The following is a 22,570-nucleotide window of genomic DNA, read 5'->3' on the forward strand; positions in this document are numbered from 1 at the left end:
AACCGCCGCCATCGATCGGGAAATTTATGCCCGGTGGTCCAGCAGCGGTTCGGCGGTGATGGACCTTTTTCTGCTTCCCTCCCCCCCCGCCGCCGAGCGGGGAGATCTGCTGGAGGCTGTTGAGCATCTGACGGCGCTGACAGACCATGCGCCGGAGTTTTCCCGCGGCTGGTATGAGCGGGCCCGCGTCTATCACTTGCTGGGTCTTTATGGTCCGGCGGTGGCTGACCTTGAGCGTGCGCTGGCGCTCAACCCGATGGATTACAATGCGATCTTTGCGCTTGGTCTGGTTTTCGAACAGTTCCGGATGCCCGACCGCGCATTTGCCGCCTATCGGCGCGCCAAGGCTATACATCCGCATCACGAGGAAGTAAGCAGCGCCCTTGAACGGCTGGCCCCCCAGGTCGAGGGTCGCGAACTCTGAGCCTCGGTCGAGGCGGGGGCGAATTCTATGTCAAACGCATCGCGCATCGTGGCCGTGCTGGGCCCGACGAACACCGGCAAGACGCATTATGCCATTGAACGGATGCTGGGGCATCGCACCGGGGTAATGGGCTTTCCTCTGCGCCTCCTGGCGCGTGAGGTCTATGACAAGGTAGTGGCGGCTCGCGGTCCTTCTGTGGTGGCCCTGGTCACCGGCGAGGAACGTATCGTGCCCCCGCGGGCGCAGTATTGGATTTGCACCGTCGAGGCGATGCCCGAGGGCATGGGGTGCGATTTCCTTGCAATCGACGAGATCCAACTGTGCGCCGACCCTGAGCGCGGTCATGTCTTTACTGATCGGCTGCTGCGTGCGCGTGGCACCCATGAAACGTTGTTCCTGGGCGCGGACACCATGCGTGGGCCAATTGCGGCGCTGGTGCCGGGGGTCGAATTTGTCCGCCGCGAGCGGATGTCCGACCTGGTCTATGCCGGTTCAAAGAAAATCAGCCGGATGCCGCCGCGCACCGCAATCGTCGGATTCTCGGTGGATAATGTCTACGCAATTGCCGAGCTGATCCGCCGCCAGAAGGGCGGCGCGGCGGTGGTGATGGGCGCATTGAGCCCGCGCACGCGAAATGCGCAGGTGGCGCTCTATCAGAATGGTGAGGTCGATTACCTGGTGGCGACCGACGCGATCGGCATGGGGCTGAACCTTGATATCGACCACGTGGCTTTCTCCTCCACCACCAAGTTCGATGGCCGCCGGATGCGTCCGTTGGCCCCAAACGAGCTGGCGCAGATCGCCGGTCGCGCAGGCCGCGGCATGAGCCACGGCACCTTCGGCGTCACCGGTGATGCCCGGCCGCTCGACGAGGGAACCGCGCAGGCGATCATGAACCACCAGTTCACACCGCTGAAAAAGCTGAACTGGCGATCGGCCAAGTTGCAGTTCGGCTCGGTCGAAGCCCTGATCAACTCGCTCGAATCAGCGCCGCAGAACGAGCATCTCGTGAAGGCGCGCGAGGCGGACGACCTCGGGGCGCTGAAGATGTTGTCGCGCGAATCCGCCATCATGGCGCGCACCACCAACGCGCAATCGGTTAAATTGCTGTGGGATGTCTGCCGGATTCCCGATTTCCGTGGCATCAGTCACGCGGAACATTCCTCGCTGCTGGGCGTTATCTTCGAGCATCTGCACGGCGGTGGCGTGGTGCCGGATGACTGGATGGCGCGGCAGATAAAGCGGATTGACCGCACTGACGGAAATATCGACACATTGTCCAAGCGTCTGGCATATATTCGCACGTGGACATATGTGGCGCAGCGAAACGGTTGGCTGCGTGACGAAAGCCATTGGCGCGGCGAGACACGCGCTGTAGAAGACAGGTTGTCGGATGCGCTGCATGAGCGTCTGACTCAAAGATTTGTGGACCGGCGCACATCCGTTTTGCTGCGGCGGCTCAAACAGAAGGAGGCCCTTTTGGCCGAAGTAAATGACAAGGGTGAAGTGATGGTCGAGGGCGAATTCGTCGGCCGTCTGGAAGGATTCCGGTTCAGCCCGGACAAAGGCCAGCAGGGCGCCGAGGCGAAAGCCTTGAAAGCGGCCTCGCTGCAGGCTCTGGCGCCGCAATTTCATCTGCGCGCAGACCGGTTCTACAATGCGCCCGATACCGAGATTGATTTTACCGAACAGGGCGGCCTCATGTGGGGTGAGCACGCGGTGGGCAAGCTGGTTGCCGGCGCCGATCCGCTGAACCCGCAGATCGAGGTTTTTGTCGATGACGCCGCCGGGCCGGAGGTTGCCCAGAAGGTCGAACGCCGCCTGCTGCATTTCATTTCCCGCAAGATCAACGCGCTGTTCGAGCCCCTGCTGAACCTGCAGAAGGACGAAGAACTGACCGGGCTTGCCCGGGGCTTTGCGTTCCGCATGGTCGAAAACTTTGGTGTGCTGCCGCGCGCCAAGGTCGCGCAGGAGGTCAAGGATCTGGACCAGGATGCTCGCGGTGCGCTGCGCAAGCATGGCATCCGTTTTGGCCAGTTCACCATTTTCATGCCGTTGCTGCTGAAACCCGCGCCGACCCGTCTGCGGTTGGTGCTGTGGTCGCTGGCCAATGGTCTGCAGGACTTCCCCGAAGCCCCGCCGCCGGGTCTGGTCACCGTGCCGACGGTCAAGGACGCGCCGGAAGGGCTCGACACCATGTGTGGCTACCGCGCCGCAGGCGAGCGGATGATCCGCATCGACATGCTGGAGCGTCTGGCCGACATGCTGCGCGCCGAAGACAGCCGCGGCGGCTTTGAAGCCAAGGCGGACATGCTGTCGATCACCGGCATGACGCTGGAGCAGTTCGCCGACCTGATGCAGGGCCTGGGCTACAAGGCCGAGAAGGGCGAGCGCCAGAAGGTGAAGCCGGTGGACGCGGTGGTTGCCGAGACCGGCACCCCCGCCGAAGGTCAGCCGGTGATGGATGCCGCGGCCGAGGCCGAAACCACGCCTGCCGCAGCCCCGGACGAAGGCAGCGAAACCGCGCCCGCTGATGTGCCCGCAGGCACCGAGGCGATTGAAGACGCGGGCGTTGCGCCGGTGGCCGAAGAGGCAGCCGAGCCGGTTGCGGACACTCCGGTTGCCGAGACGGCCGCGGATGAAACCCCGGTCGGCGAAGCGGCTGATGCCAATGTTGACGAGCCGGAGCTGGAGGTGTTCTACACCTTTACCTGGGGCGGCAACCGTGGCGGCCGTCAGGGCGGCCAGCGCCAGCAGGGGCGCCGTGCTCCGGGTGGCGAGGGCAAACCCGGCGGCAAGGGCAAACCGCGTGGCGCCAAGGGCGGCGACCGCGACGGTGGCCGTGGCAAACCGGGCCGCAAGGGCGGTCCGCGCCAGGACAAGGGCGCCAAGACCTATTCCGCGCGTCCCGCAAAGAAGGAAAAGCAGATCGACCCCGACAACCCCTTTGCCGCGGCACTGATGGGTCTGAAACAGCGCGACTGAACCGCCGATGGCCGAGGGTGCGCCCAAGACCCGCATCGACAAGTGGCTGTGGCACGCGCGGTTCTTCAAGACCCGCAGCCTGGCCGCCAAGCAGGTCGCTGCGGGTCATGTGCGTCTCAACGGTGACAAGGTGTTGAAACCGGCTCAGAACGTCGCTGCCGGTGACGTTCTGACCTTTGCCCAGGGACGGCTGATCCGCGTGGTGCGGATCGAAGCCCTCGCCGAGCGCCGCGGTCCGGCGCCGGAGGCTCAGGCGCTGTACTTTGATATGACGGAAAAGCAGGAAAAAATTCCTGCAAACCCCAAGTTCGAAGGAAAGGGCCGGCCGGACAAAAAGGCGCGCAGGGCGCTTGATCTTACTCGCAGGCGGCATACGCTTTGACGTCTTGAAGCCCCGGGCTGACTGGATTAGCTAGGCGCAAACGAAAAACGGGACTCGGTATTATGACCTATGTCGTGACGGATAACTGCATCGCCTGCAAATACACCGACTGCGTCGAGGTATGTCCGGTGGACTGCTTCTACGAGGGCGAGAACACGCTGGTGATCCACCCCGACGAATGCATCGACTGTGGCGTCTGCGAACCGGAATGTCCGGCTGATGCGATCCGCCCCGACACCGAGCCGGACATGGACAAGTGGGTCGAGTTCAACCGCAAATACGCCGAGCTTTGGCCGGTCATCGTGTCCAAGAAGGATCCGCTTCCGGGGCACGAGGAACGCGACGGCGAAGAAGGCAAACTGGAGAAATACTTCTCCGAGGCGCCGGGCGAGGGCGGCTGATTCTCCGCGCGGTCGATTGCTGTTCCGCCGCAGATCGGCGCCTTTGCGCCGTTTTGACGGCGCGAAGAGCGTTCCAGCGATAAGGCTCCGTCTTCCGACGGGGCCGTTTTTGTGTTACAATGCATCCCAGTAGACATAATCAAACCGAAATCCGCTCCGGCGCATGCCTGCAACATGTGCTTTTCCGGGCGGAATTTCTGCGGATAGCGCCCGTTGGGCTGGGTGGAAAGTTCCACCCGGTGTTAAACGGTGTATCGCGTCAATGCCGGTGCCGCCCGGCTGTGAGTGAGGAAAAACCTGTATGACCAAGTCGAAGAAGCTCGAATTCCGTCCCAATGATTACGTGGTCTACCCGGCGCATGGCGTGGGGCAGATCATCTCGATCGAGGAGCAGGAAGTCGCCGGCTTTGCGCTGGAGCTTTTCGTGATTACCTTTGAAAAGGACAAGATGACCCTGCGGGTGCCGACCAACAAGGCGACCGAGGTGGGCATGCGCTCGCTCAGCTCGCCCGACGTGATCGCGCAGGCGATGAAGACGCTCAAGGGCAAGGCCAAGGTGAAGCGCGCCATGTGGTCGCGTCGCGCCCAGGAGTACGAACAGAAAATCAACTCCGGCGATCTGATCTCCATCGCTGAGGTGGTCCGCGACCTGCACCGCACCGACGACCAGCGCGAGCAAAGCTACTCCGAGCGCCAGCTCTATGAAGCGGCGCTGGAACGCCTGACCCGCGAAGTGGCCGCCGTGTCCGGCAACGATGAAATCGCTGCCGCCAAGCAGGTGGATGAGGTTCTGACCTCCCGCGCCGCCTGACTTAGCGCAGCAGTATGATCGGGGCCGTGCCTGCAAGGGCGCGGCCCTTTTTCGTGTCGATCCCTCCGTCCCCGATTGGGTGGGGCGCTTCTGGTCAGGCCAGAAGCGCCAGCAGGGTCAGCAGCCCGGCAAGCTCTGCAACCTGTTGTGCGGCGCCCAGAATATCGCCGGTCTGGCCGCCGATCTTGACCCGTGCCAGCCAGCCCAGCCCGGCGGCCCCGGCGCCCATTGCCAGCAGTGCCGCAATTGCGGATGCGCCGATCAGGGGTAGCGACAGCAGCAACGCCAGCAGCACAGCAATATTGCAGGGCAGGGCCCGCGGTCGGCCCACCGATTGCGACAGGCCGCCATCGCGGGCATGGGGCAGGGCGGCCATCAGCGCGGGCATCACCGCGCGGCTCAGCATGGCCAGCGCCAGCAGCGGCCAGACCCCCGCCACCGCGATCAGCGCCGCCAGCGCGCTCCAGCGCAGCCCGAACCCGAGGATCAGCGCAATTACTCCGTAGGCGCCAATGCGGCTGTCCTTCATGATCTCCAACCGCCGCGCGCGGTCAAATCCGCCCCACAGCCCGTCTGCAGTGTCGGCCAGCCCATCTTCGTGCATGGCGCCGGTCAGCATCACCTGCACGGCCAGGGCCAACCCGGCTGCCACCGTGGAGGGCAGGCCCATGGCCAGCGCCACGGCCGCCAGCGCCGCCGCGGGCAGCGCCACCGCCAGCCCGGCCAGCGGAAAGGCCCAGACCGCCTGCGCCTGGCGTTGAAACGCCGCGGCGGGCAAATGCGGCAGTGGCAGCCGGGTCAGCAGGACCAGCGCGAGCGTGACGTCTTTTGCTTGAATGTCGTTTTTTCGCATGATCGGGCCTGTAGCGGGGCTTGCGGCACGATGGCCAGAGGTTAAACAGATTGCTAACCGCTTTTATCCGCGTCAGACGCACGAGATGCAACGAGGCTTTACCGATGCTGCCACAGTTTACCACTCTGGATGATTTCCGCGCCGCCCTTGCGGCCGCCCCTGCCCAGGACCAAACCGCGCTGGAGGGCGCGGCTGCGCGCAATGGCCAGCTGACCAAGCCGCCCGGTGCCTTGGGGCGGCTGGAAGATCTGGCCATCTGGTACGGCGGTTGGCGTGGCAGCGACCGGCCTGAAATTGCCGCGCCGCAGGTGATTGTCTTTGCGGGCAATCACGGCGTGACCGCGCAAGGTGTCTCTGCCTTCCCGGCAGAGGTGACGGCGCAGATGGTGGCGAACTTCGAACACGGCGGCGCAGCGATCAATCAGCTGGCCAAGCTGGCGGGCGCGCGCATGGATGTGCACGCGCTGGAGCTGGACCGGCCGACGGCGGATTTCACGCAAGGCCCGGCGCTGAGCCTGGATGAGCTGCTGGCGGCGCTGCAATGTGGCTGGAACGCGGTCGACCCGGCGGCGGACCTGCTGGTGGTGGGCGAGATGGGCATCGGCAACACCACGCCCGCCGCGGCGCTGGCCTGCGCGCTGTTCGGCGGCGAGGCTGCCGACTGGACCGGCCGCGGCACCGGCGTGGATGATGCTGGGCTGGCCAACAAGACCCGCGTCGTGGCCGAGGGCGTTGCCCGCCACAAGGACGCCATCCGCGACGGTCTGGACGCGCTGGCCTGCCTCGGTGGGCGCGAGATTGCTGCCATGGCGGGCGCCATTGCCGCCGCCCGCGTGCTGCGCATCCCGGTGATCCTCGACGGATTTATCTGCTGCGCCGCCGCCGCCTGCCTTGTGCAGACGGCAGACGGCGCGCTGGATCACGCGCTGGCAGGCCATGAAAGCGCCGAAGGCGCACATGCCGCGCTGCTGGCGAAACTGGGCAAGCAGCCGCTTTTGTCGCTGGGCTTGCGGCTCGGCGAAGCCTCGGGAGCCGCGCTGGCGATCCAGGTCCTGAAGGGGGCGATTGCCTGTCACAGCGGCATGGCAACCTTTGCCGAGGCCGGGGTCAGCGACGGCTGAGCCCGCCTGTGCCGCCTGTACGATGCGGCGACTGTCAATAGAAAAACCCCGGCCTTGCGCCGGGGCTTTGTCATTCTGCGGCTTCCGAGGATTTCTTGCGCCGCCGTTCGGCCATCTGGAAGATGGCGCTTTCAATGGCTTTTTCCAGCTCCTGCGCGCGCTCGATATAGGCGGGGTTCTGGCTGGCGGGAACGCCGGGAATCCAATGTTCCGCCAGGTCCCGCAGGTTCTGGCGGTCATGTGCGTAAAAGGTCTGCGCGGCCTGCGCAGCCTCGTATTCGCTGAGGCCGACATTCTCCAGCACGTAGCGCCCGGCCCGGATTGAGCTGTCGAACATCTCGCGCACGATGTCGTTGGCGCCTGCCTGGTAGAGTTCATAGACGTGATTGCGGTCCTTGGCGCGGGCGATGATATGCAACTGCGGATAATTGCGGCGCACGTATGTGATCATCTTGACCACGCCTTCAGGGTCGTCGAGCGCCACCACGAGCACCTTGGCCTTGGCAATGCCGGCGGCTTTCAGCAACTCCGGCCGGGTCGGGTCGCCAAGAAAACTTTTCACGCCGAAACGGCGCATCAGCTGCACCGCTTCCATGTCGTGGTCGAGCACCACGGTCTTGAAGCCGCTGGCCTGCACTAGCCGGTTCACGATCTGGCCGAAACGGCCGATGCCTGCGATGATGACCGGGCCTTCCTCGTCGATCTCATCTGGCTCGAAATCTTGCCGGGCCTCCCCCATGCGTTTGGACAGCAGGTCATAGACAATGAACAGCAGGGGCGTGATCAGCATGGACAGGGCGATCACCAGCAGCAGCTTCTCGGACAGGTCCACCGGTATCACGTTGAGCTGCGTGGAAAAGGTCAGCAGCACAAAGCCGAACTCCCCGGCCTGCGCCAGGCTTAGCGTGAACAGCCACAGACGCCGCCGCCTGAGGCCGAAGGCGCGGCCGACAGCAAACAGCACCGCGCCCTTGGCCAGGATCACCAGCAGCGCCAGCCCGATCAGATCCCCCGGATCGGCCAGGAACTGGCGGTAGTCGATGCCCGCGCCGACGGTGATGAAGAACAGCCCCAGCAGCAGCCCCTTGAACGGGTTGAGGTCGCTTTCCAACTCGTGCCGGAATTCGGAGTTGGCCAGCACCACACCCGCCAGAAAGGCCCCCAACGCTGGCGACAGGCCCACCAGTGTCATGACGAATGAGATGCCCACAACGATCAACAGTCCCAGCGCGGTGTACATCTCGCGCAGGCCGGAGGCATGGATGAAGCGGAAGAGGGGGCGGGTTAGGTAAATCCCGGCGAGGATGATGAAGGCGATGGCGGCCAGCGTGACCAAGGCCACCGCCCAGCCCGGCAGCCCGTCCACCAGGGACAGCGAGCCGTGACCGCCGTGGCTTCCGGCAGTTTCATGGCCGATGGTGCCGCCGGCGAATTTCGGAATCGCGTAGCTGCCCAGCAGCGGCAAAAAGGCGAGGATCGGGATCACCGCGATGTCTTGCGTCAGCAGCACCGAGAAGGCGGAGCGTCCGCCGCCGGTCTGCATCAAGCCTTTTTCCGACAGGGTCTGCAGTACGATCGCCGTGGAGGACAGCGACAACGCCAGGCCAATCGCGAGGCTGACGTGCCAGGGTTGCCCCATCAACATCGCGGCGCCCATCAGGGCAAGAGTGGAGGCGGCGATCTGCGAGCCCCCCAGTCCCAGCAGCTTGTTGCGCATGTCCCAAAGCGCGCGCGGCTCCAGTTCCAGTCCGATCAGGAACAGCATCATCACCACGCCGAACTCGGCGAAATGGCGCAGGTCTTCGGTCTCGGCCCCGGTGAGGCCGAGCACCGGGCCGATCGCGATCCCGGCTGCCAGGTAGCCCAGCACCGATCCAAGACCCAGCCGTGCCGCCAGGGGCACCGCGATGACGGCTGCGGCGAGGTAGATTGTCGCCTGGTAGAAGAATGCGTCCATGTATCAGGTATCGCAAGCGGGCCGGGGGCTTGGCAATGGGCTTGCCATGCGCCGGACTAAAATAGGGCAATCCGGCGCCGCCGGGCGCTCTGCCCGGCAACAGGCACACGGGGCCCAGCCCGTGTGCGCGCAACGCTGATGACAGCCTTGCTGGCTTACTGGTCGGGTTGGCGAATGTCCTCGCTCAGCTTGCCGATCCGGTCCAACCGCTGCGAGATCCGCTCCTGGAAACCGCCGAGCTGGTCAATGATGTCAGCCAAGGTTTCCCCGGAGGCGGTCAAACGCGCGCTTTCGATTTTCAGAAGGACACGGGTGGAGCTGAGGCCAAGAAAATGCCGATGCATGATCTGGCAGGCTCCGGTGATCCGCGCGGCTTCTTCATCCACCTCGCGCATGCAGGCCTTTGCCTTTGCCACCTGGGAAGACACCAGGTCCCCAAGGATGCGCCGCTCGGCCTCCATGTCGATCTCGCCCAGTCCGCGGCGTTCCTGCTGCAGCTGTGTGTCACAGTCGATCAGGATGCGCGCGAGCCCTTCGATGAACAGGCTGCCGGTCACCGACGACTTGATGGTGGCAAAGTTGCTGTCCTCTCCCATCACATGGGCACCGAACCAGTCCGACATCTGTCGCGACATCGATCCGTAGTTCTGCGACAGCACCGTAACCGGCCCGCCCGAGGGTTCGATCCGCGAGGCAAGGACCCGCAGGTTGTGCGGAATCGTGTGCATGGCGTCGAAATCGGAGATCAGGCCGTCTGTCTCTTCGGCCAGTGCCTCGGCCTTGCGCAGCATGTTGGTCAGTTCCTGAATGCGCGGTTGAGGCTGATTGCCCAGTCCACGGTCACGCGCCAGCAGCTCCTGGCTCAGCGCGTGAGTGGCAAACTGTTCATAATCCTCATAGCCTTGCCCATGCAGCCATTCCATCAGGTAGCCGGCGCTTTCTTCTGGGCTCAGACCTTCGTCCAGTTCCAGCTTGCGCATCTGTTTGTACAGTCCGCGCACCTCTTCGAACAGCTTGCTGCTGGGCTTGATGCGAGCCGAAAGATAGCCCTCGCCACAGGGCGCGACCACCGCGAAAACCCAGTAGTACAGGCCATCCTTGGCCTTGTTCTTCACATAGGCGCCGATGGTCTCACCGCGCTGGATGGTCTCCCAGAACAGCGAGAACACGCCTTTTGGCATATCGGGATGACGGATCAGCTTGTGCGGGGCACCGATCAGCTCTTCCCAGTCATAGGCACCGACCCGGCGGAAGACATAGTTTCCCGCCTGGATGACGCCGCGGCTGTCAGTGCGGGAGAAGAAAACCTCATGAAGGCCAAAGGGCGCCTCACCACTGGTTGGCCGCGTTTCCACGCGGCGGTCGATAAAAGACACGGCATATCCCATTTGCTGCAATTGGCCTTGGGCGCCGTTGTATCTGGAAATCCTTCCCCGAACGTTAAGTCGGCAGCGGTGCGTCCCGCTTTAATTGCGCCATGACAATCTGACTCTGCACCCGTGACACGGCAGGGTGCGGCAGCAGGATATCATGGATAAGAGTGTTCAACGCCTGCAGATCGGCGCAATAGACCCGCAGCAGGTAGTCGGCCTCTCCGGTCATTGTCCAAGCTGAGGTGATTTCAGGTTGTGTGGCCACCAGCCGGGCAAAGCTTTGCGACTGTTCCGGGCCGTGACTGCCGAGGTGAACCTGCACGAAACTCTGCACTGCCAGCCCCAGCTTGGCCGGGTCAAGGCGGGCCGCGTACCCCTGGATGAAGCCCTCCGCTTCCAACCGCTGCCGCCGTCGCCCGGCCTGGCTGGGCGACAGGTTCAACAATTCCCCAAGGTCCTGCGCTGTCAGATGGGCGTTGTCCTGAAGCGCGGCAAGCAGCCGCGTGTCGGTTGGGTCAAGCATGCGTGAATTTTCCTTCATTTGCCCAAAATGTGTCAAAACACTGCATGTTTCAACAAATGAATGCGACAGAATGCGGAGAACCCGTGTCTGCAATGCGATATTCTGGATGCAGCAATCATCTGTCCCCACGCAATCAATGGAGGAGACACGTCATGGGTCCGTTCCCGCACAACGCCCCGAAATCCGAAATCACGCCCGAGAACCCCGCTGGCACCGACGGTTTCGAATTCGTCGAATTCGCCAGCCCCGAGCCGCAGGAGCTGCGCGACCTGTTCACCCGGATGGGCTACGCACTGGTGGGCCACCGCAAGGATCAGCCGTTGGTTGAATTGTGGCAGCAGGGCGATGTGACCTACATCCTCAATGCCGATCCAGACAGTTTTGCCGCCAAATTCGTCGAGGAGCACGGCCCCTGTGCACCCTCCATGGGCTGGCGCGTGGTGGATGCGCAGAAAGCCTACGATCATGCGGTGTCCAAGGGAGCCGAGCCCTATGACGGCCCGGGCAAGACCATGAACGTGCCCGCGATCAAGGGCATCGGCGGCTCGCTGATCTACTTCATCGACCAGTATTACGAGACCTCGCCCTATAACGAGGAATTCGAATGGACCGCCCAGTCCAAGCCGCGTGGCGACGGGTTCTTCTACCTCGATCACCTGACCCACAACGTCTACAAGGGCAACATGGACAAGTGGTTCAAGTTCTACGGCGACCTGTTCAACTTCAAGGAAATCCGTTTCTTTGACATTCAGGGCAAATACACCGGCCTGCTGAGCCGCGCCTTGACCTCCCCCTGCGGCCGCATCCGCATCCCGATCAACGAAGACCGCGGTGAAACCGGCCAGATCGTCGCCTACCTGAACAAGTATAATGGCGAGGGAATCCAGCATATCGCGGTCGGGACCAACGACATCTATGCCAGCACCGATGCGATCTCGGAAAAGGGGCTGAAATTCATGCCCGGCCCCAATGACGCCTACTACGAGATGTCGAAGGATCGCGTGGTTGGCCATGAAGAGCCGATCGACCGGATGAAGAAACACGGGATCCTGATCGACGGCGAAGGCGTGGTCGATGGTGGCGAAACCAAGATCCTGTTGCAGATCTTCTCGAAGACCGTGATCGGGCCGATCTTCTTTGAATTCATCCAGCGCAAGGGTGATGACGGCTTTGGCGAGGGGAACTTCAAGGCGCTGTTCGAATCCATCGAACAGGAACAGATCAACAATGGGGAAATCCAGGCCGCCGAATAAGCTGAAGGCGCACTGGAAGCCAACTGGTCCGGGCCCGTTTCACGGGTCCGGATTTTTTGTGTCCGGTGGTGGGGCTCAACCCTTGGGCATGGTCAGGGTGCGATTGCGGCCGCCCTTTTGGTATTGCAGCTGCCCGTCGCCGATGGCGATGATGCGACCGCCGTCGATGCGGTCGCCGACCTGCACCTTCTTGTAGCGCCCGGAGGGCAGACGAATGAGTGCGCTGCGGTTGGAGGCCGTGCCGTAAACGCCGATGAGGTTGATCTTGCGCAGGTTGATCGCGCCGGAAACGGTGGCGCGGCGGGCAACAGAGGCGGTGGTCGGTATCCGGGGCGGGGCAGTGGCAGCGCTGGCAGGCACTGCGGCGGTGGTCCGGCTGGCGTCGTTCTGGGAGTTCCGCCGCGCCCGGTCCACCAGGTTGGCGAAGTTCGAGGGGCGGCTGCGGGGCACCACGGAGGTGCCCACGGCCTGTGCCGTCACCGGCAATTGGTTCTCATTCGCGGGCTTCAGGCTGGGCGGGCGCGGCTTGGGGCGAACGCGCGCCAGTTCCTCCCGGCTGAACCCACCCAGCTGAGAGCGTTCGATGCGCTCGGCCAGGTCTTCGGGCCGCGACTTGGGGCGCAATTGCGATAGCAGTTGGTTGCGGGCAACCGCTTCGGCCAGAGCTTCGGCATCCGGATCGCTGCGGTCAGGAGCTGCGGGGGGCACCTTTTGCGGGCGGCCGAGGTAGACCATGACCCCGTCGGGGTTCAGCGTTCCCTCGGGCGTGGCCTTGACGAGGCCGCGTGCGTCCAGCTCGTAGGCGCGTCCCGCGGCTGCGGGGGAGGCCACGGCGGCGGGTTCGAGGTCGGCCTCGAAGCTGCCAGCCTGAGGCAGGGCCACCGCGTCCGCTGCCAGATCAATCTGATCGATGGAAGCGGTGTAGAGCTCGTCGAGCGCCACGACCTGCGGCGCGTCTTCCATTGCGGGAGAGGTCGGCCAGACCCCGGTCGCGGCATAGCGGGCCGCCGCGGCAAGCGGGTCCAGCGATGTGCTGTCCGCTGTTTCGGTCAGGCCAGCGGTTTCGGCCTCTGAAACCGCGTCAGGACCAGGGGCTGCCGGGTCCTGTTCAGGTTGATCTTGCTCTGGCGTCAGTGTGGCGGTGTCCACAAAGGCGCTTTCCGTGCCCTCCTCGGGCAGGTCGACGCCATCCGCTGCGGCCTCGTCTTCGGGGCTGGGGTCGACGGCATCGGTTTCCAGCTGCTCTGCCGATGCGGTTTCCGCGGGCAACGGCTCGGGGGCGTGTGCGTCGAGCGGCGCAGCGGTTGTTTCCGGCGGTTGCGGGATGATCTCGCGCACGCCTGGGTCCGGCTGGTCCGGTAGCACGCTGACCTGGGGGGCAATGGCTGGCACCTCCTCGCCGCCCTGGCCATCCGGCAGCGGCGTGGAGCCCGCTTTGCCGTTTTCATCCGGCGCTTCGGCACCTTCCGGGCTGGCTGCCGGCGCGTCCGGACTGTCCGGCGCTGGCTGATCGGACCAGAAGTCGCCGCTGCCATAAACCGCCCAGACCGCAACCGTGGCCATGAACAGCAGCAAAAAGGCGGTCAGGATGACACCCAGAAACTTTGGCTTGCCACGCGCTTTGTCGGGCTGGCTGTGGGAGGTCGCGGCTACGGGCTGGGCCGTCGTCTTTGCAGCAGAGGACGGCGCTGCCGGAGCAGGGGGCAGGGTGGCGGCGGGCGCCGCTGGCACCTTTTTCGCAGGCGCGATGATGGGAGCTGCAGCGGACGCTTTGGCGGCCTTTGCACCATCCTGATTTTCCCCGCTTTCCTCGGGCTTTGCCATCAGCGGCTTTGCTGCGCCAGGTGGCGGGACCGGCACCGCGGTTGCGGGCGCGGGCTTGGGCGCGGGTGCATCGGCACGAGCGCGGCGGGAGGCAAAGGCTGTTTGCGGATCGGGTGTGTCGGCCCCGAGGGCAACAGGCTTGACCGGCGGGGCAGGCGGGACCACCGGTGCAGGCTTTTCCTCTGCCGCGGCGCTCGCCGGGGCCACCTGGTGTTCGGTGGCCTTGCCGACCTTTTTCTCCGTGGCCTCTTTTTTGTCCGGGTCGGTGGCCTCGGGCGGGCGCTCATTGTCTGCCGCCGTCGCCGCCGTGGTCTCGGTCGTTTTGTCCGCCTCGGCAGGGTGCTGTTCATCCGCCGCCTTTTCAGCAGCAGGTTGCGGACGCTTTGTCTCGGCAGGTGCCCCACCTGTCTTCGGACCGTCCTCGCTGCCTTCCTGCGGATCAACCGCCGCCGCCGGGTCTTCCGCCGCCTTCAGGGCGAGTTCAAGGTCAAGTTCCGGCTCGAGGTCAAGGGCTGGGCTGACTTCCAGCTCCAGTGCGGTATCCTCTTCGTCCAGCTGCGCAGCGGGCGCGTCTTCAGCCGCAGCGGCTGTCTCGGTGGCGGTCGATGAAGGACCATGCGGGGTGGCCGGTGGCGCCTGCGTCGGCTCGTCCTTGGGCGCAGCAGAGGCGGAAGCCGGGAGGTGAGCGGGGCCGACGACCGTGACCGGCGCCGTGTCGGGGGTCACCTCGGTTCCACGTATGGCCCGGGTGGTGCCAAAGAAGGGCTCCCCGCGGAAACCGTCCCCCTGCGCCTTGGATGGCTGCGAGACGAAGCTCACCGGACCGAAGTCATGCTCCACCGCGAAGGTTTCAGCCTCGTCGAGGGTTTCCAGCGCAACCGCGGCAACATGCGTGCGCGGACCGTCTGCCGAGATGTCATAGGCCAGTTCCTCCACCGCGTAGGGGGTGGCGCCTTCCAGGGCCTGACGCGCTGCCGCCAACCGCGCGTCCTCGTCGACCTCGCCGGTTTCCACCGTCAGGTAGCGGATCTGGTCGCGCGGCAGGATCAGCTTGCAATACAGGCCGTCCGGCTCCAGTCGCAGGGCATCGGCACGCAGCGCTGCCAGCGCCTTTGGCAGGTCCTCATTGTCAAACGCGATCCGGCCCACGTCGCGCCAGCCATCTGCAGCGCGGTGGAACAATGCAATACCCTCTGAGGAAAGCGAAAGCGCAAATGCCGGTTTCATGCCCTGAGTCAAACCATCCAATTCCATAGCTCCGGGCCTGCCCGCCATGCCCGTTCTTTTGCGCGAACCATAAAGCAGGAACCCGCCGAGTGAAAGGAAAAGACAGGCGCGGGGGCTTGCGAGCGGGGGATTGCCACCCCCATCTAGGGGCATTGCAAGAGGAGCTTTTTAGCATGAAGGCAAAGACACTTCTGGCAGCGGCTTTGATGCTGTCGATGAGCGCGGGCAGCCTGGCGGCGGCAGAGGGTACACCGCTGCGCCAGATCTCCGTGACTGGCGAAAGCACACTGACCGTTGCGCCGGACCTGGCGACGATTACTTTGGGCGTGACCGAGGAGGCGGAAGAGGCCGCCATGGCCATGCAAGCTGTCTCCAAGGCGATGGCGGCAGTGATCGCGGAACTCAAGGCGGCAGGTATCGCACCCGAAGACATGCAGACCCGCCATGTCTCGATGCACCCGGTCTGGTCCCAGGACCGCTCGTATGATGAGGGCGGCAAACGCCGGATCACTGGTTTCCAGGCCTCCAACACGCTGATGTTGCGGGTGCGCGACCTGGATCGACTGGGGTCGGTTATGGATGCGGTCTTGGCAGCCGGAGCCAATAACTTCCAGGGGTTGACCTTCGGGGTCGAGGATCCGGCGGCTGTTGCTGACAAGATCCGCGGAGAGGCGGTCAAGGATGCAATCCGCAAGGCTGCGCAGCTTGCCGAGGCGGCGGGCATGGAGCTGGGTCCGGTCCGGTCCATCTCGGAGCACGGCGGTGGCGGTGGCCCGCGGCCGATGATGGCGATGGAGATGGCCCGCAGCGACGCGATGCCGATCGAGGCGGGCGAGCTGAGTTTCAGCCACAATGTTTCGGTGGTGTTCGACATCGAGGTGCCCGACGGCAACTGACATCGGTGGGAACCCGTCGAAAGGCGATCGCGCGCCGGACCTGACGCGCGCGCCTGCCGTCGCGATCAAATCCCCGAACGCCCAGGAACGCCCTGCCGAATGATGCGGGGCGTTTCTGTTGTTTAGGGGGCCAGTGAAGCCTGTTCAATGGGCGTGGCTGGGTCGCGGCCGGTTACATTACCGGTAGCTTGTTTGAGGCCTTCATCTCTTTCAGCGACAGGTTCGAGCGAATGCTGGTCACCCCCGGCAGACGGCGCAGGGTACTGTCGACGAAGCTGCTGTAGTCATCCAGATCCCGAGCCACGACGACAAGCAGGAAGTCGTCGGCTCCGGTGGTATTGTGGCAGGCCAGAATGTTCGGGGTGGTTTCGATGATCCGTTGAAATTCCGCGGTTGCGGCCTGATCGTGCTCAGAGCAGCGCAGCTGAACAAAGGCCATGACCCCGAGCCCCAGCTTGCGGCGGTTCAGATTGGCCTGGTAGCCTTCGATAATGCCCTCCTCCTCGAGCCGCTTTAGGCGGCGCCAGCAGGGGGTTTCGCTCATGCCGAGCTTCTCGGACAGTTTCGTGTTCGTCATGCGACCGTCGCTTTGCAGCAAGGTCAGGATTTTCGCGTTCGTCGCGTCCAAATCGATCAAGGGCAGAATCCTTTGTCGGTGGCGTAAATTTGGAAAGAGTCTGCTCCAAATTAGCGTGATTGCCGCAAGTTTGGCAAAGCTGTTTCCGCGCCGGGCGTTATTCTTGGCCCAAGGCGAATGCAGAAACGGAAACCCATCACGATGAAAGCTGTCCTGTTTGAGAAGTTCCAGGAACCCCCAAAACTGGTCACGGTGGCTGACCCGACCCCGGCGCCGAATGGCGTGGTTCTGAAGGTCGCGGCCACAGGCGTGTGCCGCAGCGACTGGCATGGGTGGATGGGGCATGACAGCGATATCGACCTGCCGCATGTTCCCGGTCACGAACTGGCGGGTGTGGTGGCTGCGGTTGGCAAGGATGTTGCCAATTGGAAGGTCGGCGACAAGGTCACCGTGCCCTTTATTTGCGGCTGCGGCAGCTGTTCGGAATGCCACGCGGGCCAGCAACAGGTGTGCCTGCACCAAGAGCAGCCCGGATTCACCCATTGGGGCTCCTTCGCGGAATACGTCGGCATCCATCAGGCCGACCTGAACCTGGTGTCGCTCCCCGAAAGCATGGATTTCGCGACCGCGGCCAGTCTTGGCTGCCGCTTTGCGACGGCGTTTCGTGCGGTGATCGATCAGGGTAAGGTGAGCGCCGGACAATGGGTGGCCGTGCATGGCTGCGGCGGGGTCGGGCTGTCGGCCGTGATGATCGCGGCAGCGGTCGGGGCCAATGTGATCGGCATCGATCTCGACCCGGCCAAGCTGGATCTGGCGCGAGACCTGGGGGCCGAGGCAATCGTCAACGGCGGCGAGGCCGACGTGGCCGGAGCGATCAGGGAAATCACGAGAGGCGGCGCGCATGTCTCGCTGGATGCGCTGGGGCATCCGGTGACCATGACCAACTCCATCCTGTGCCTGCGACCGCGGGGAAAACACATCCAGGTTGGCCTGATGCTGGGCGAACATGCGTCCCCCGCGATTCCGATGCCCAAGATCGTCGGGCAGGAGATCGAATTGCTTGGCTCACACGGTATGCAGGCGCACCGGTATGGCGCGATGCTGGACATGGTGGCCAGTGGCAAACTGGATCCGGCGCGGCTGGTGGGCGATCAGATCAGTCTTGCGGATGCACCCGCGGCGCTGATGAACATGGATAACTTCCGGTCCGTCGGCGCCACCGTCATCACAAGTTTCTGAGTGCAGGGTGCGTTCGCGTCGATCTTCGTGACCGCATCGCCGCTTGCCGCGGAAACAGACCCTCCACCACAAAAGGGGTGAAAATGTTCGAGAGAGTAGGGGACTACCCCGTCGACCCAATCATGATCGGCGCGGACGACTTTGCGCAGGACCCGCGCCGCGACAAGCTGAACCTGACCGTCGGGATCTATCAGGATGCGCAGGGGCAGACACCGGTTCTGCGCGCGGTGAAGGCTGCAGAGCAGCGATTGGTGGAGACGCAGACAACCAAATCCTACCTCGCCCTGACCGGCGACGCCGAGTATTGCGAGGCCTTGGGGCAGGAGGTGCTGGGAGCCAGCTGGAGGGGTGACTGGGTCGCGGCGCAAACGGCAGGCGGAGCGGTGGCGCTGCGGGTCATGGCGGAGCTTCTGTCGCAAATGCCGGATCCACCGAAGGTTTGGCTGCAAACGCCGACCTATGGCAATTACGTCCCGATCCTGATGGCTGCGGGGGCTAAGTTCGGCCAGGTTCCCTACTACGATCCGATCCGGTGCGAGGTCACGTTTGAACAGATGCTCGACGGGTTGGGCGCCGTCAGCCCCGGTGACGTCTTCCTCCTGCAAGGGATGTGCCACAACCCGACAGGCGCGGACATGACGGCCGAACAGTTCACCGCTTTGCTTGAGGTTCTGGAGGCGCGGGGCATCGTGCCGTGGATCGATCTGGCCTACCTTGGTTTTGCCCGCAGTTTTGAAGCCGACTGCGCCATGGCCCGCCAGATCGCCGCACGTTTTCCCGAGTGCATTGTCTGTATCACGCTCTCCAAGTCATTCGGGATTTACCGCGATCGCGCCGGGGCCCTGTTCGTGAAAACCCGCAAGGCGGATCGCGGCGGCCTGCACAGGGCCGTATCGGCCATCGTGCGATCAGGGGCTTCACATGCGCCGGATCATGGCCCGTCGGTGGTGCGCACGATCCTGCAGGATCAGGAGTTGAAGGCGCTCTGGTTGCAGGAATTGGACCTCATGCGGCGGCGCGTGGCCCAAGTCCGTGTGGAGATAGCGCGTGAGGAATGTGACACATTCGGCACGCAGGACCTTGCGTATCTGGCCCGGCAACAGGGGATGTTCTCGCTGCTGCCACTGACTGGCCCTCAGGAAGCCGCGCTGACACGCGAGCATGGCATTCATGTTGTCAAAGGCGGTCGGGTCAATGTCGCGCGACTCGGCACCAGGGACATCGGCTGGTTGGTCCGTGCCGTTCGGGACGTGATGGCGCAGACCTAAACAGCTGTCGCCGTCATAGGCGGCACGCGGTTTCACAAACCTCCGCAAAGGTGCCTGGGCGAGTTCGGCATGACAAATCTTTGCGGGGGTTGAGCATTTCCGGTCTGATGCAGGCACGCGCCGATCGTTCGGTTCCTTCAGCGAATGATTAATTCCCGCATGGAGCCAGGGCAGGCGTTGCGCGGCTCCTTGCAATGGAGACGTTGTTTTTCCCCTTAACGCGAGTGCTGCCAGCTTGCTAAGCTTTCATCATTCGGCCGCGCTGTTCGAGGCAGGGTCACCCATCAGAGGATTTTTTTATGCATATGAGATGCTTCGCGACCGGTGCCATGCTTGCGTTGGTGGCTTCGGTGCCTGCAAATGCTCAGGACGACGCGCCGAAGGTCACCTTGATCGCCAATGTAAACGTGTTCGATGGAACCAGCGAACAGCTGATCGAAAATGCCAACGTCGTGGTCACCGATAACCTGATAACCGCGGTGTCGACCGAACCGGTGGATGCGGCGGGCGGCACCGTGATTGACGGCGGCGGGCGTACCTTGATCCCCGGTCTGATCGACGTGCATTGGCACACCTCTTACTGCTGTGCGGCTCAGGCAACAGTGGTGACGGGCGATATACTGGAGGTCGCAATCCGGGGCGCCAAAGGGTCTGAGGGGACGCTGATGCGCGGCTTCACGACCGTGCGGGACGTCGGCGGAAATCCCTTTTCGACCAAGAAGATGATCGACGCAGGCGAAATTCCGGGCCCGCGCATTCTGCCCTCGGGGCCGCCGATCGGGCAAACCGGCGGGCATTTCGATTACCGTCCCTATCAGGACGTGCCCAGCAATCCTGCCGATTCCCAGTGGTATTGGTACAACGTCGGCCTGATGGCGATGGCCGATGGCGTGCCGGAGGTGACCTTGCGGGCGCGTGAGGTAATGCGCATGGGGGCCACCCAGCTGAAGATATCGGGCGGAGGCGGGGTCTCTTCAGTCTATGACCCGCTGGACGTGCGCCAGTATACGAAGGCCGAGATTGAAGCCTTTGTCGAGGTCGCTGACACGTACAACACCTATGTTGCCTCGCATATCTTCACGGATGACGCGGCGCAGATCGCAATCGAGGCCGGTGTGAAATCCATCGAACACGGCTTCCTGATGAGCCGCGAAACGATGGAGATGATGCGCGACAACGATGTCTGGCTGTCGATCCAGCCGCTTCTAGACGATGAAGACGGCTTCAGCTTCAATGATCCCGTAAGCCAGGCAAAATGGATCGAAGTCACCGACGGCACGGACAGGGCCTATACGCTGGCCAAGGAAGTTGGCGTGAAGGTCGCGTTTGGCACCGACATCCTGTTTGATCCGGCGCTGGCCGAACGCCAGGGGGCCTTCCTCGCCAAGCTGCAACAGTGGTACAGCCCCTATGAGGTGCTGCGCATGGCGACCTCTATCAACGCCGAGCTGCTGGCCGAAGCCGGTCCGCGCCATCCCTATCAGCAGGGCCCGCTCGGGGTGATCACTGAGGGCGCCTATGCCGACCTCATTCTCGTGGATGGCAACCCGCTGCAGGATATCAATCTGGTGGCGGACCCGGATGCGAACTTCGATCTGATCATGAAAGACGGCGTGATCTACAAAAACGCGTTGGGTCAGTAGGCGGAGGAAGATCTGATGCCTTTCCGGGGGATCCGGCGGACCAAATTTCCAGAGTTCGCTGATGTCTAGCCGTGCACGCGGGGGCGAGGCGAACATCGCGGCTTCGGCGTCTTCGCATGGCGCCGGTGGAGTGGATCGTGTGCAATGCCGTATCGTGGCCGTCGCTCTGGCCGCCGCTGTCGCTCTGCTTGTCGCCCTGTCGCCAGCTGCGGGGCGCGCCGCCGACTTCGATCTGGTAACCTGGGATATGCTGGCGCCACCCGTGGCCGCATACGACGACCCGTTCGAGGACATGTCATACGAGCACAAGTCGGACCTGCGCGACGTGCTGCGCGCCCGCGAGGCGCGTAAAAGCGGCAAGGTGCCGCCAGCGTTGCAGGCGGCGGAGGCTGGTGCGCTCTGGAGGCTGCAAGCTGCCGGGCTGGATGCGGATGACTTGCTGCGACAGCGTCTCGTTGTCATGGACCGGCGCCGGCAGGAGGCGACGGGAGTGGCCTCCGCCGTTGTGGACCGGGCGGTGCTGCTCGATGGCTATGCGTTGCCGCTGAAATGGCAGGGTGAGCGGGCCGTGGAGTTTCTGCTGGTGCCCTGGGTCGGTGCCTGTATCCACACACCGCCTCCGCCGCCCAATCAAGTTGTGCATGTCTCGTACCCGGACGGCCTGCGGCTCGACCAGTGGTTCGAGCCGGTGCGGCTGTCCGGCACTCTGCGTTATGAACCTGCGGCGCACAGTCTGTTTCTGGTGGATGGCAGCCGCAAAATTCCGGCATCCTACGCCCTCGTGCAGGTCGAACTGGCCGGGGTGCCCGGTGCAATCTCTGCGGCGTCGGTGTCTGACCTGCCGCTGCTCAGTCAAATTCAGCTTCGCAGCAACCAGTGGTTCACCTCGGGCATGTCGACCCTTCAGGAAGGGGGCTCAGTGCGTGCAATGCTGATCGCGGTCCTGCTTTCCTTTGCCTATGGGGTGCTGCACACGCTGGGGCCGGGGCACGGCAAGACTGTTGTGATCTCCTATTTTGTCGGAACCGGAGGCAGTCTGAAGCTTGGTATCGGCATGGGAGTCCGAATTGCGGTCTTCCATGTCCTCTCGGCCGTTGTGGTGGTCACGCTGATTGACGTTGCCTGGCGTCAGGCCACGGGCAGCGCGCCGTCCGATACCCGTGCGATCCGGCTGGGCAGTTATGCGCTGATCATGGCCATTGGCACCGCCATGTTGTGGCAGGCAATTGCGGCGTGGCGCGCCGCTGGATCATCGGGGCACCACCATCATCCGGCGCATGACCATGTCGGCTGTGCTGCCTGCGCGCCGCCGAGAGGGGGTAACTGGGTGGCCGTCGCCATCGGTGCGGTGCCCTGTACCGGCGCGCTACTGGTGATGCTGTTTGGTCTCGCCAACGATCTGGTCGGTCCCGCAATCGTGATGGTGCTCGCGATCTCCGCTGGCATGGCGGTGGCGATGTCGGCCATCGGTGTAAGCGCCCTGTGGGCGCGAAACTGGGCGGCGCACCGTCTGGCGACAGATGACAAGCCGCCCGATCGGTTTGAACGCCAGGCCCGGCTGGCGGGCGCGGCCTGTGTTCTCGCCATCGGCGCGGGGCTGTTTATTGCGACGTTGATGCACACCCCGGGCGGGGTCACCCCATCCAAGAGAACCGTCGACGGCGGTCCTGAAAGCTACAGCGTCAGCGGCTAGTGGGCGGCAGGTTGGGAAACCAGCGCCCCCAACGCCCCGTGGATCAGCTTTTGCATGTGCCTGCGAGAGCGGACGGCGGCCGCCAGCCCCCTATTATCGCGCTTTTCAAAGGGGCAGGGT

General features: G+C 63.8%; 18 protein-coding genes. 12 read left to right on the top strand and 6 right to left on the bottom strand.

Annotated features, from left to right (window positions below):
• From AB9K35_RS01865 to AB9K35_RS01885, 5 genes are all read left to right on the top strand, one after another.
• Nucleotides 1-424, top strand: a 424-nt coding sequence (locus tag AB9K35_RS01865) for a tetratricopeptide repeat protein (RefSeq protein WP_369924178.1), incomplete at its 5' end; no start/stop codon positions are given.
• 27 nt (nt 425-451) lie between these two features.
• A complete protein-coding gene (locus tag AB9K35_RS01870) occupies nt 452-3,409 on the top strand; it encodes a helicase-related protein (RefSeq protein WP_369924179.1) in 2,958 nt (985 codons plus the stop codon).
• 7 nt (nt 3,410-3,416) lie between these two features.
• Nucleotides 3,417-3,791 (top strand): RNA-binding S4 domain-containing protein, encoded by a 375-nt coding sequence (locus AB9K35_RS01875; protein WP_369924180.1) that lies wholly within the window; start codon nt 3,417-3,419, stop codon nt 3,789-3,791.
• A gap of 62 nt (nt 3,792-3,853) precedes the next feature.
• A complete protein-coding gene (gene fdxA, locus AB9K35_RS01880; RefSeq protein ID WP_222454116.1) occupies nt 3,854-4,192 on the top strand; it encodes a ferredoxin FdxA in 339 nt (112 codons plus the stop codon).
• A gap of 301 nt (nt 4,193-4,493) precedes the next feature.
• A complete protein-coding gene (locus AB9K35_RS01885; RefSeq protein WP_019294694.1) occupies nt 4,494-5,003 on the top strand; it encodes a CarD family transcriptional regulator in 510 nt (169 codons plus the stop codon).
• A gap of 94 nt (nt 5,004-5,097) precedes the next feature.
• On the opposite strand, the gene cobS is transcribed toward AB9K35_RS01885, so the two are convergent.
• Nucleotides 5,098-5,856, bottom strand: coding sequence for an adenosylcobinamide-GDP ribazoletransferase (gene cobS / locus AB9K35_RS01890; RefSeq protein WP_369924181.1), 759 nt, complete (start codon nt 5,854-5,856; stop codon nt 5,098-5,100).
• Between the two features lie 104 nt (nt 5,857-5,960).
• Here cobS and cobT point away from each other — a divergent pair, with 104 nt between their 5' ends.
• Nucleotides 5,961-6,977 (top strand): nicotinate-nucleotide--dimethylbenzimidazole phosphoribosyltransferase, encoded by a 1,017-nt coding sequence (cobT, locus tag AB9K35_RS01895; RefSeq protein ID WP_369924182.1) that lies wholly within the window; start codon nt 5,961-5,963, stop codon nt 6,975-6,977.
• A gap of 70 nt (nt 6,978-7,047) precedes the next feature.
• On the opposite strand, the gene AB9K35_RS01900 is transcribed toward cobT, so the two are convergent.
• The 3 genes from AB9K35_RS01900 to AB9K35_RS01910 form a co-directional block, all read right to left on the bottom strand.
• Nucleotides 7,048-8,934 (bottom strand): monovalent cation:proton antiporter-2 (CPA2) family protein, encoded by a 1,887-nt coding sequence (locus tag AB9K35_RS01900; protein WP_369924184.1) that lies wholly within the window; start codon nt 8,932-8,934, stop codon nt 7,048-7,050.
• A 155-nt stretch (nt 8,935-9,089) separates the two neighbouring features.
• Nucleotides 9,090-10,310, bottom strand: a complete 1,221-nt coding sequence (locus tag AB9K35_RS01905) for a PAS domain-containing protein (RefSeq protein WP_222454112.1) — start codon at nt 10,308-10,310, stop codon at nt 9,090-9,092.
• Between the two features lie 64 nt (nt 10,311-10,374).
• Nucleotides 10,375-10,830 carry an Lrp/AsnC family transcriptional regulator gene (locus AB9K35_RS01910; protein WP_222454111.1) on the bottom strand — a complete coding sequence of 152 codons (456 nt, stop codon included), beginning with the start codon at nt 10,828-10,830 and terminating at the stop codon, nt 10,375-10,377.
• 152 nt (nt 10,831-10,982) lie between these two features.
• Between AB9K35_RS01910 and hppD the strand changes: the two genes are divergently transcribed.
• Nucleotides 10,983-12,083 carry a 4-hydroxyphenylpyruvate dioxygenase gene (hppD, locus tag AB9K35_RS01915; protein WP_369924185.1) on the top strand — a complete coding sequence of 367 codons (1,101 nt, stop codon included), beginning with the start codon at nt 10,983-10,985 and terminating at the stop codon, nt 12,081-12,083.
• A 75-nt stretch (nt 12,084-12,158) separates the two neighbouring features.
• Here hppD and AB9K35_RS01920 read toward each other — a convergent pair whose 3' ends face one another.
• Nucleotides 12,159-15,134: a hypothetical protein gene (locus AB9K35_RS01920; protein ID WP_369924186.1), complete on the bottom strand. Its 2,976-nt coding sequence runs from the start codon at nt 15,132-15,134 to the stop codon at nt 12,159-12,161.
• Nucleotides 15,135-15,307: 173 nt separating this feature from the next.
• Between AB9K35_RS01920 and AB9K35_RS01925 the strand changes: the two genes are divergently transcribed.
• Nucleotides 15,308-16,030 carry an SIMPL domain-containing protein gene (locus AB9K35_RS01925; RefSeq protein WP_369924187.1) on the top strand — a complete coding sequence of 241 codons (723 nt, stop codon included), beginning with the start codon at nt 15,308-15,310 and terminating at the stop codon, nt 16,028-16,030.
• Between the two features lie 172 nt (nt 16,031-16,202).
• On the opposite strand, the gene AB9K35_RS01930 is transcribed toward AB9K35_RS01925, so the two are convergent.
• Nucleotides 16,203-16,667: an Lrp/AsnC family transcriptional regulator gene (locus AB9K35_RS01930; protein ID WP_369924188.1), complete on the bottom strand. Its 465-nt coding sequence runs from the start codon at nt 16,665-16,667 to the stop codon at nt 16,203-16,205.
• A gap of 141 nt (nt 16,668-16,808) precedes the next feature.
• Between AB9K35_RS01930 and AB9K35_RS01935 the strand changes: the two genes are divergently transcribed.
• From AB9K35_RS01935 to AB9K35_RS01950, 4 genes are all read left to right on the top strand, one after another.
• Complete coding sequence (locus AB9K35_RS01935) at nt 16,809-17,846, top strand: zinc-dependent alcohol dehydrogenase family protein (RefSeq protein ID WP_369924189.1); 1,038 nt, start codon at nt 16,809-16,811, stop codon at nt 17,844-17,846.
• Nucleotides 17,847-17,929: 83 nt separating this feature from the next.
• Nucleotides 17,930-19,114: an aromatic amino acid transaminase gene (locus AB9K35_RS01940; RefSeq protein WP_369924190.1), complete on the top strand. Its 1,185-nt coding sequence runs from the start codon at nt 17,930-17,932 to the stop codon at nt 19,112-19,114.
• A 299-nt stretch (nt 19,115-19,413) separates the two neighbouring features.
• Complete coding sequence (locus AB9K35_RS01945; protein ID WP_369924191.1) at nt 19,414-20,757, top strand: amidohydrolase family protein; 1,344 nt, start codon at nt 19,414-19,416, stop codon at nt 20,755-20,757.
• A gap of 61 nt (nt 20,758-20,818) precedes the next feature.
• On the top strand, nt 20,819-22,450 hold the full coding sequence (locus tag AB9K35_RS01950; protein ID WP_369924193.1) for a DUF3299 domain-containing protein: 1,632 nt from the start codon (nt 20,819-20,821) through the stop codon (nt 22,448-22,450).
• Nucleotides 22,451-22,570 lie beyond the last annotated feature (120 nt).

The sequence above is a fragment of the Leisingera sp. XS_AS12 genome (assembly GCF_041224635.1).
Taxonomy (GTDB): domain Bacteria; phylum Pseudomonadota; class Alphaproteobacteria; order Rhodobacterales; family Rhodobacteraceae; genus Leisingera.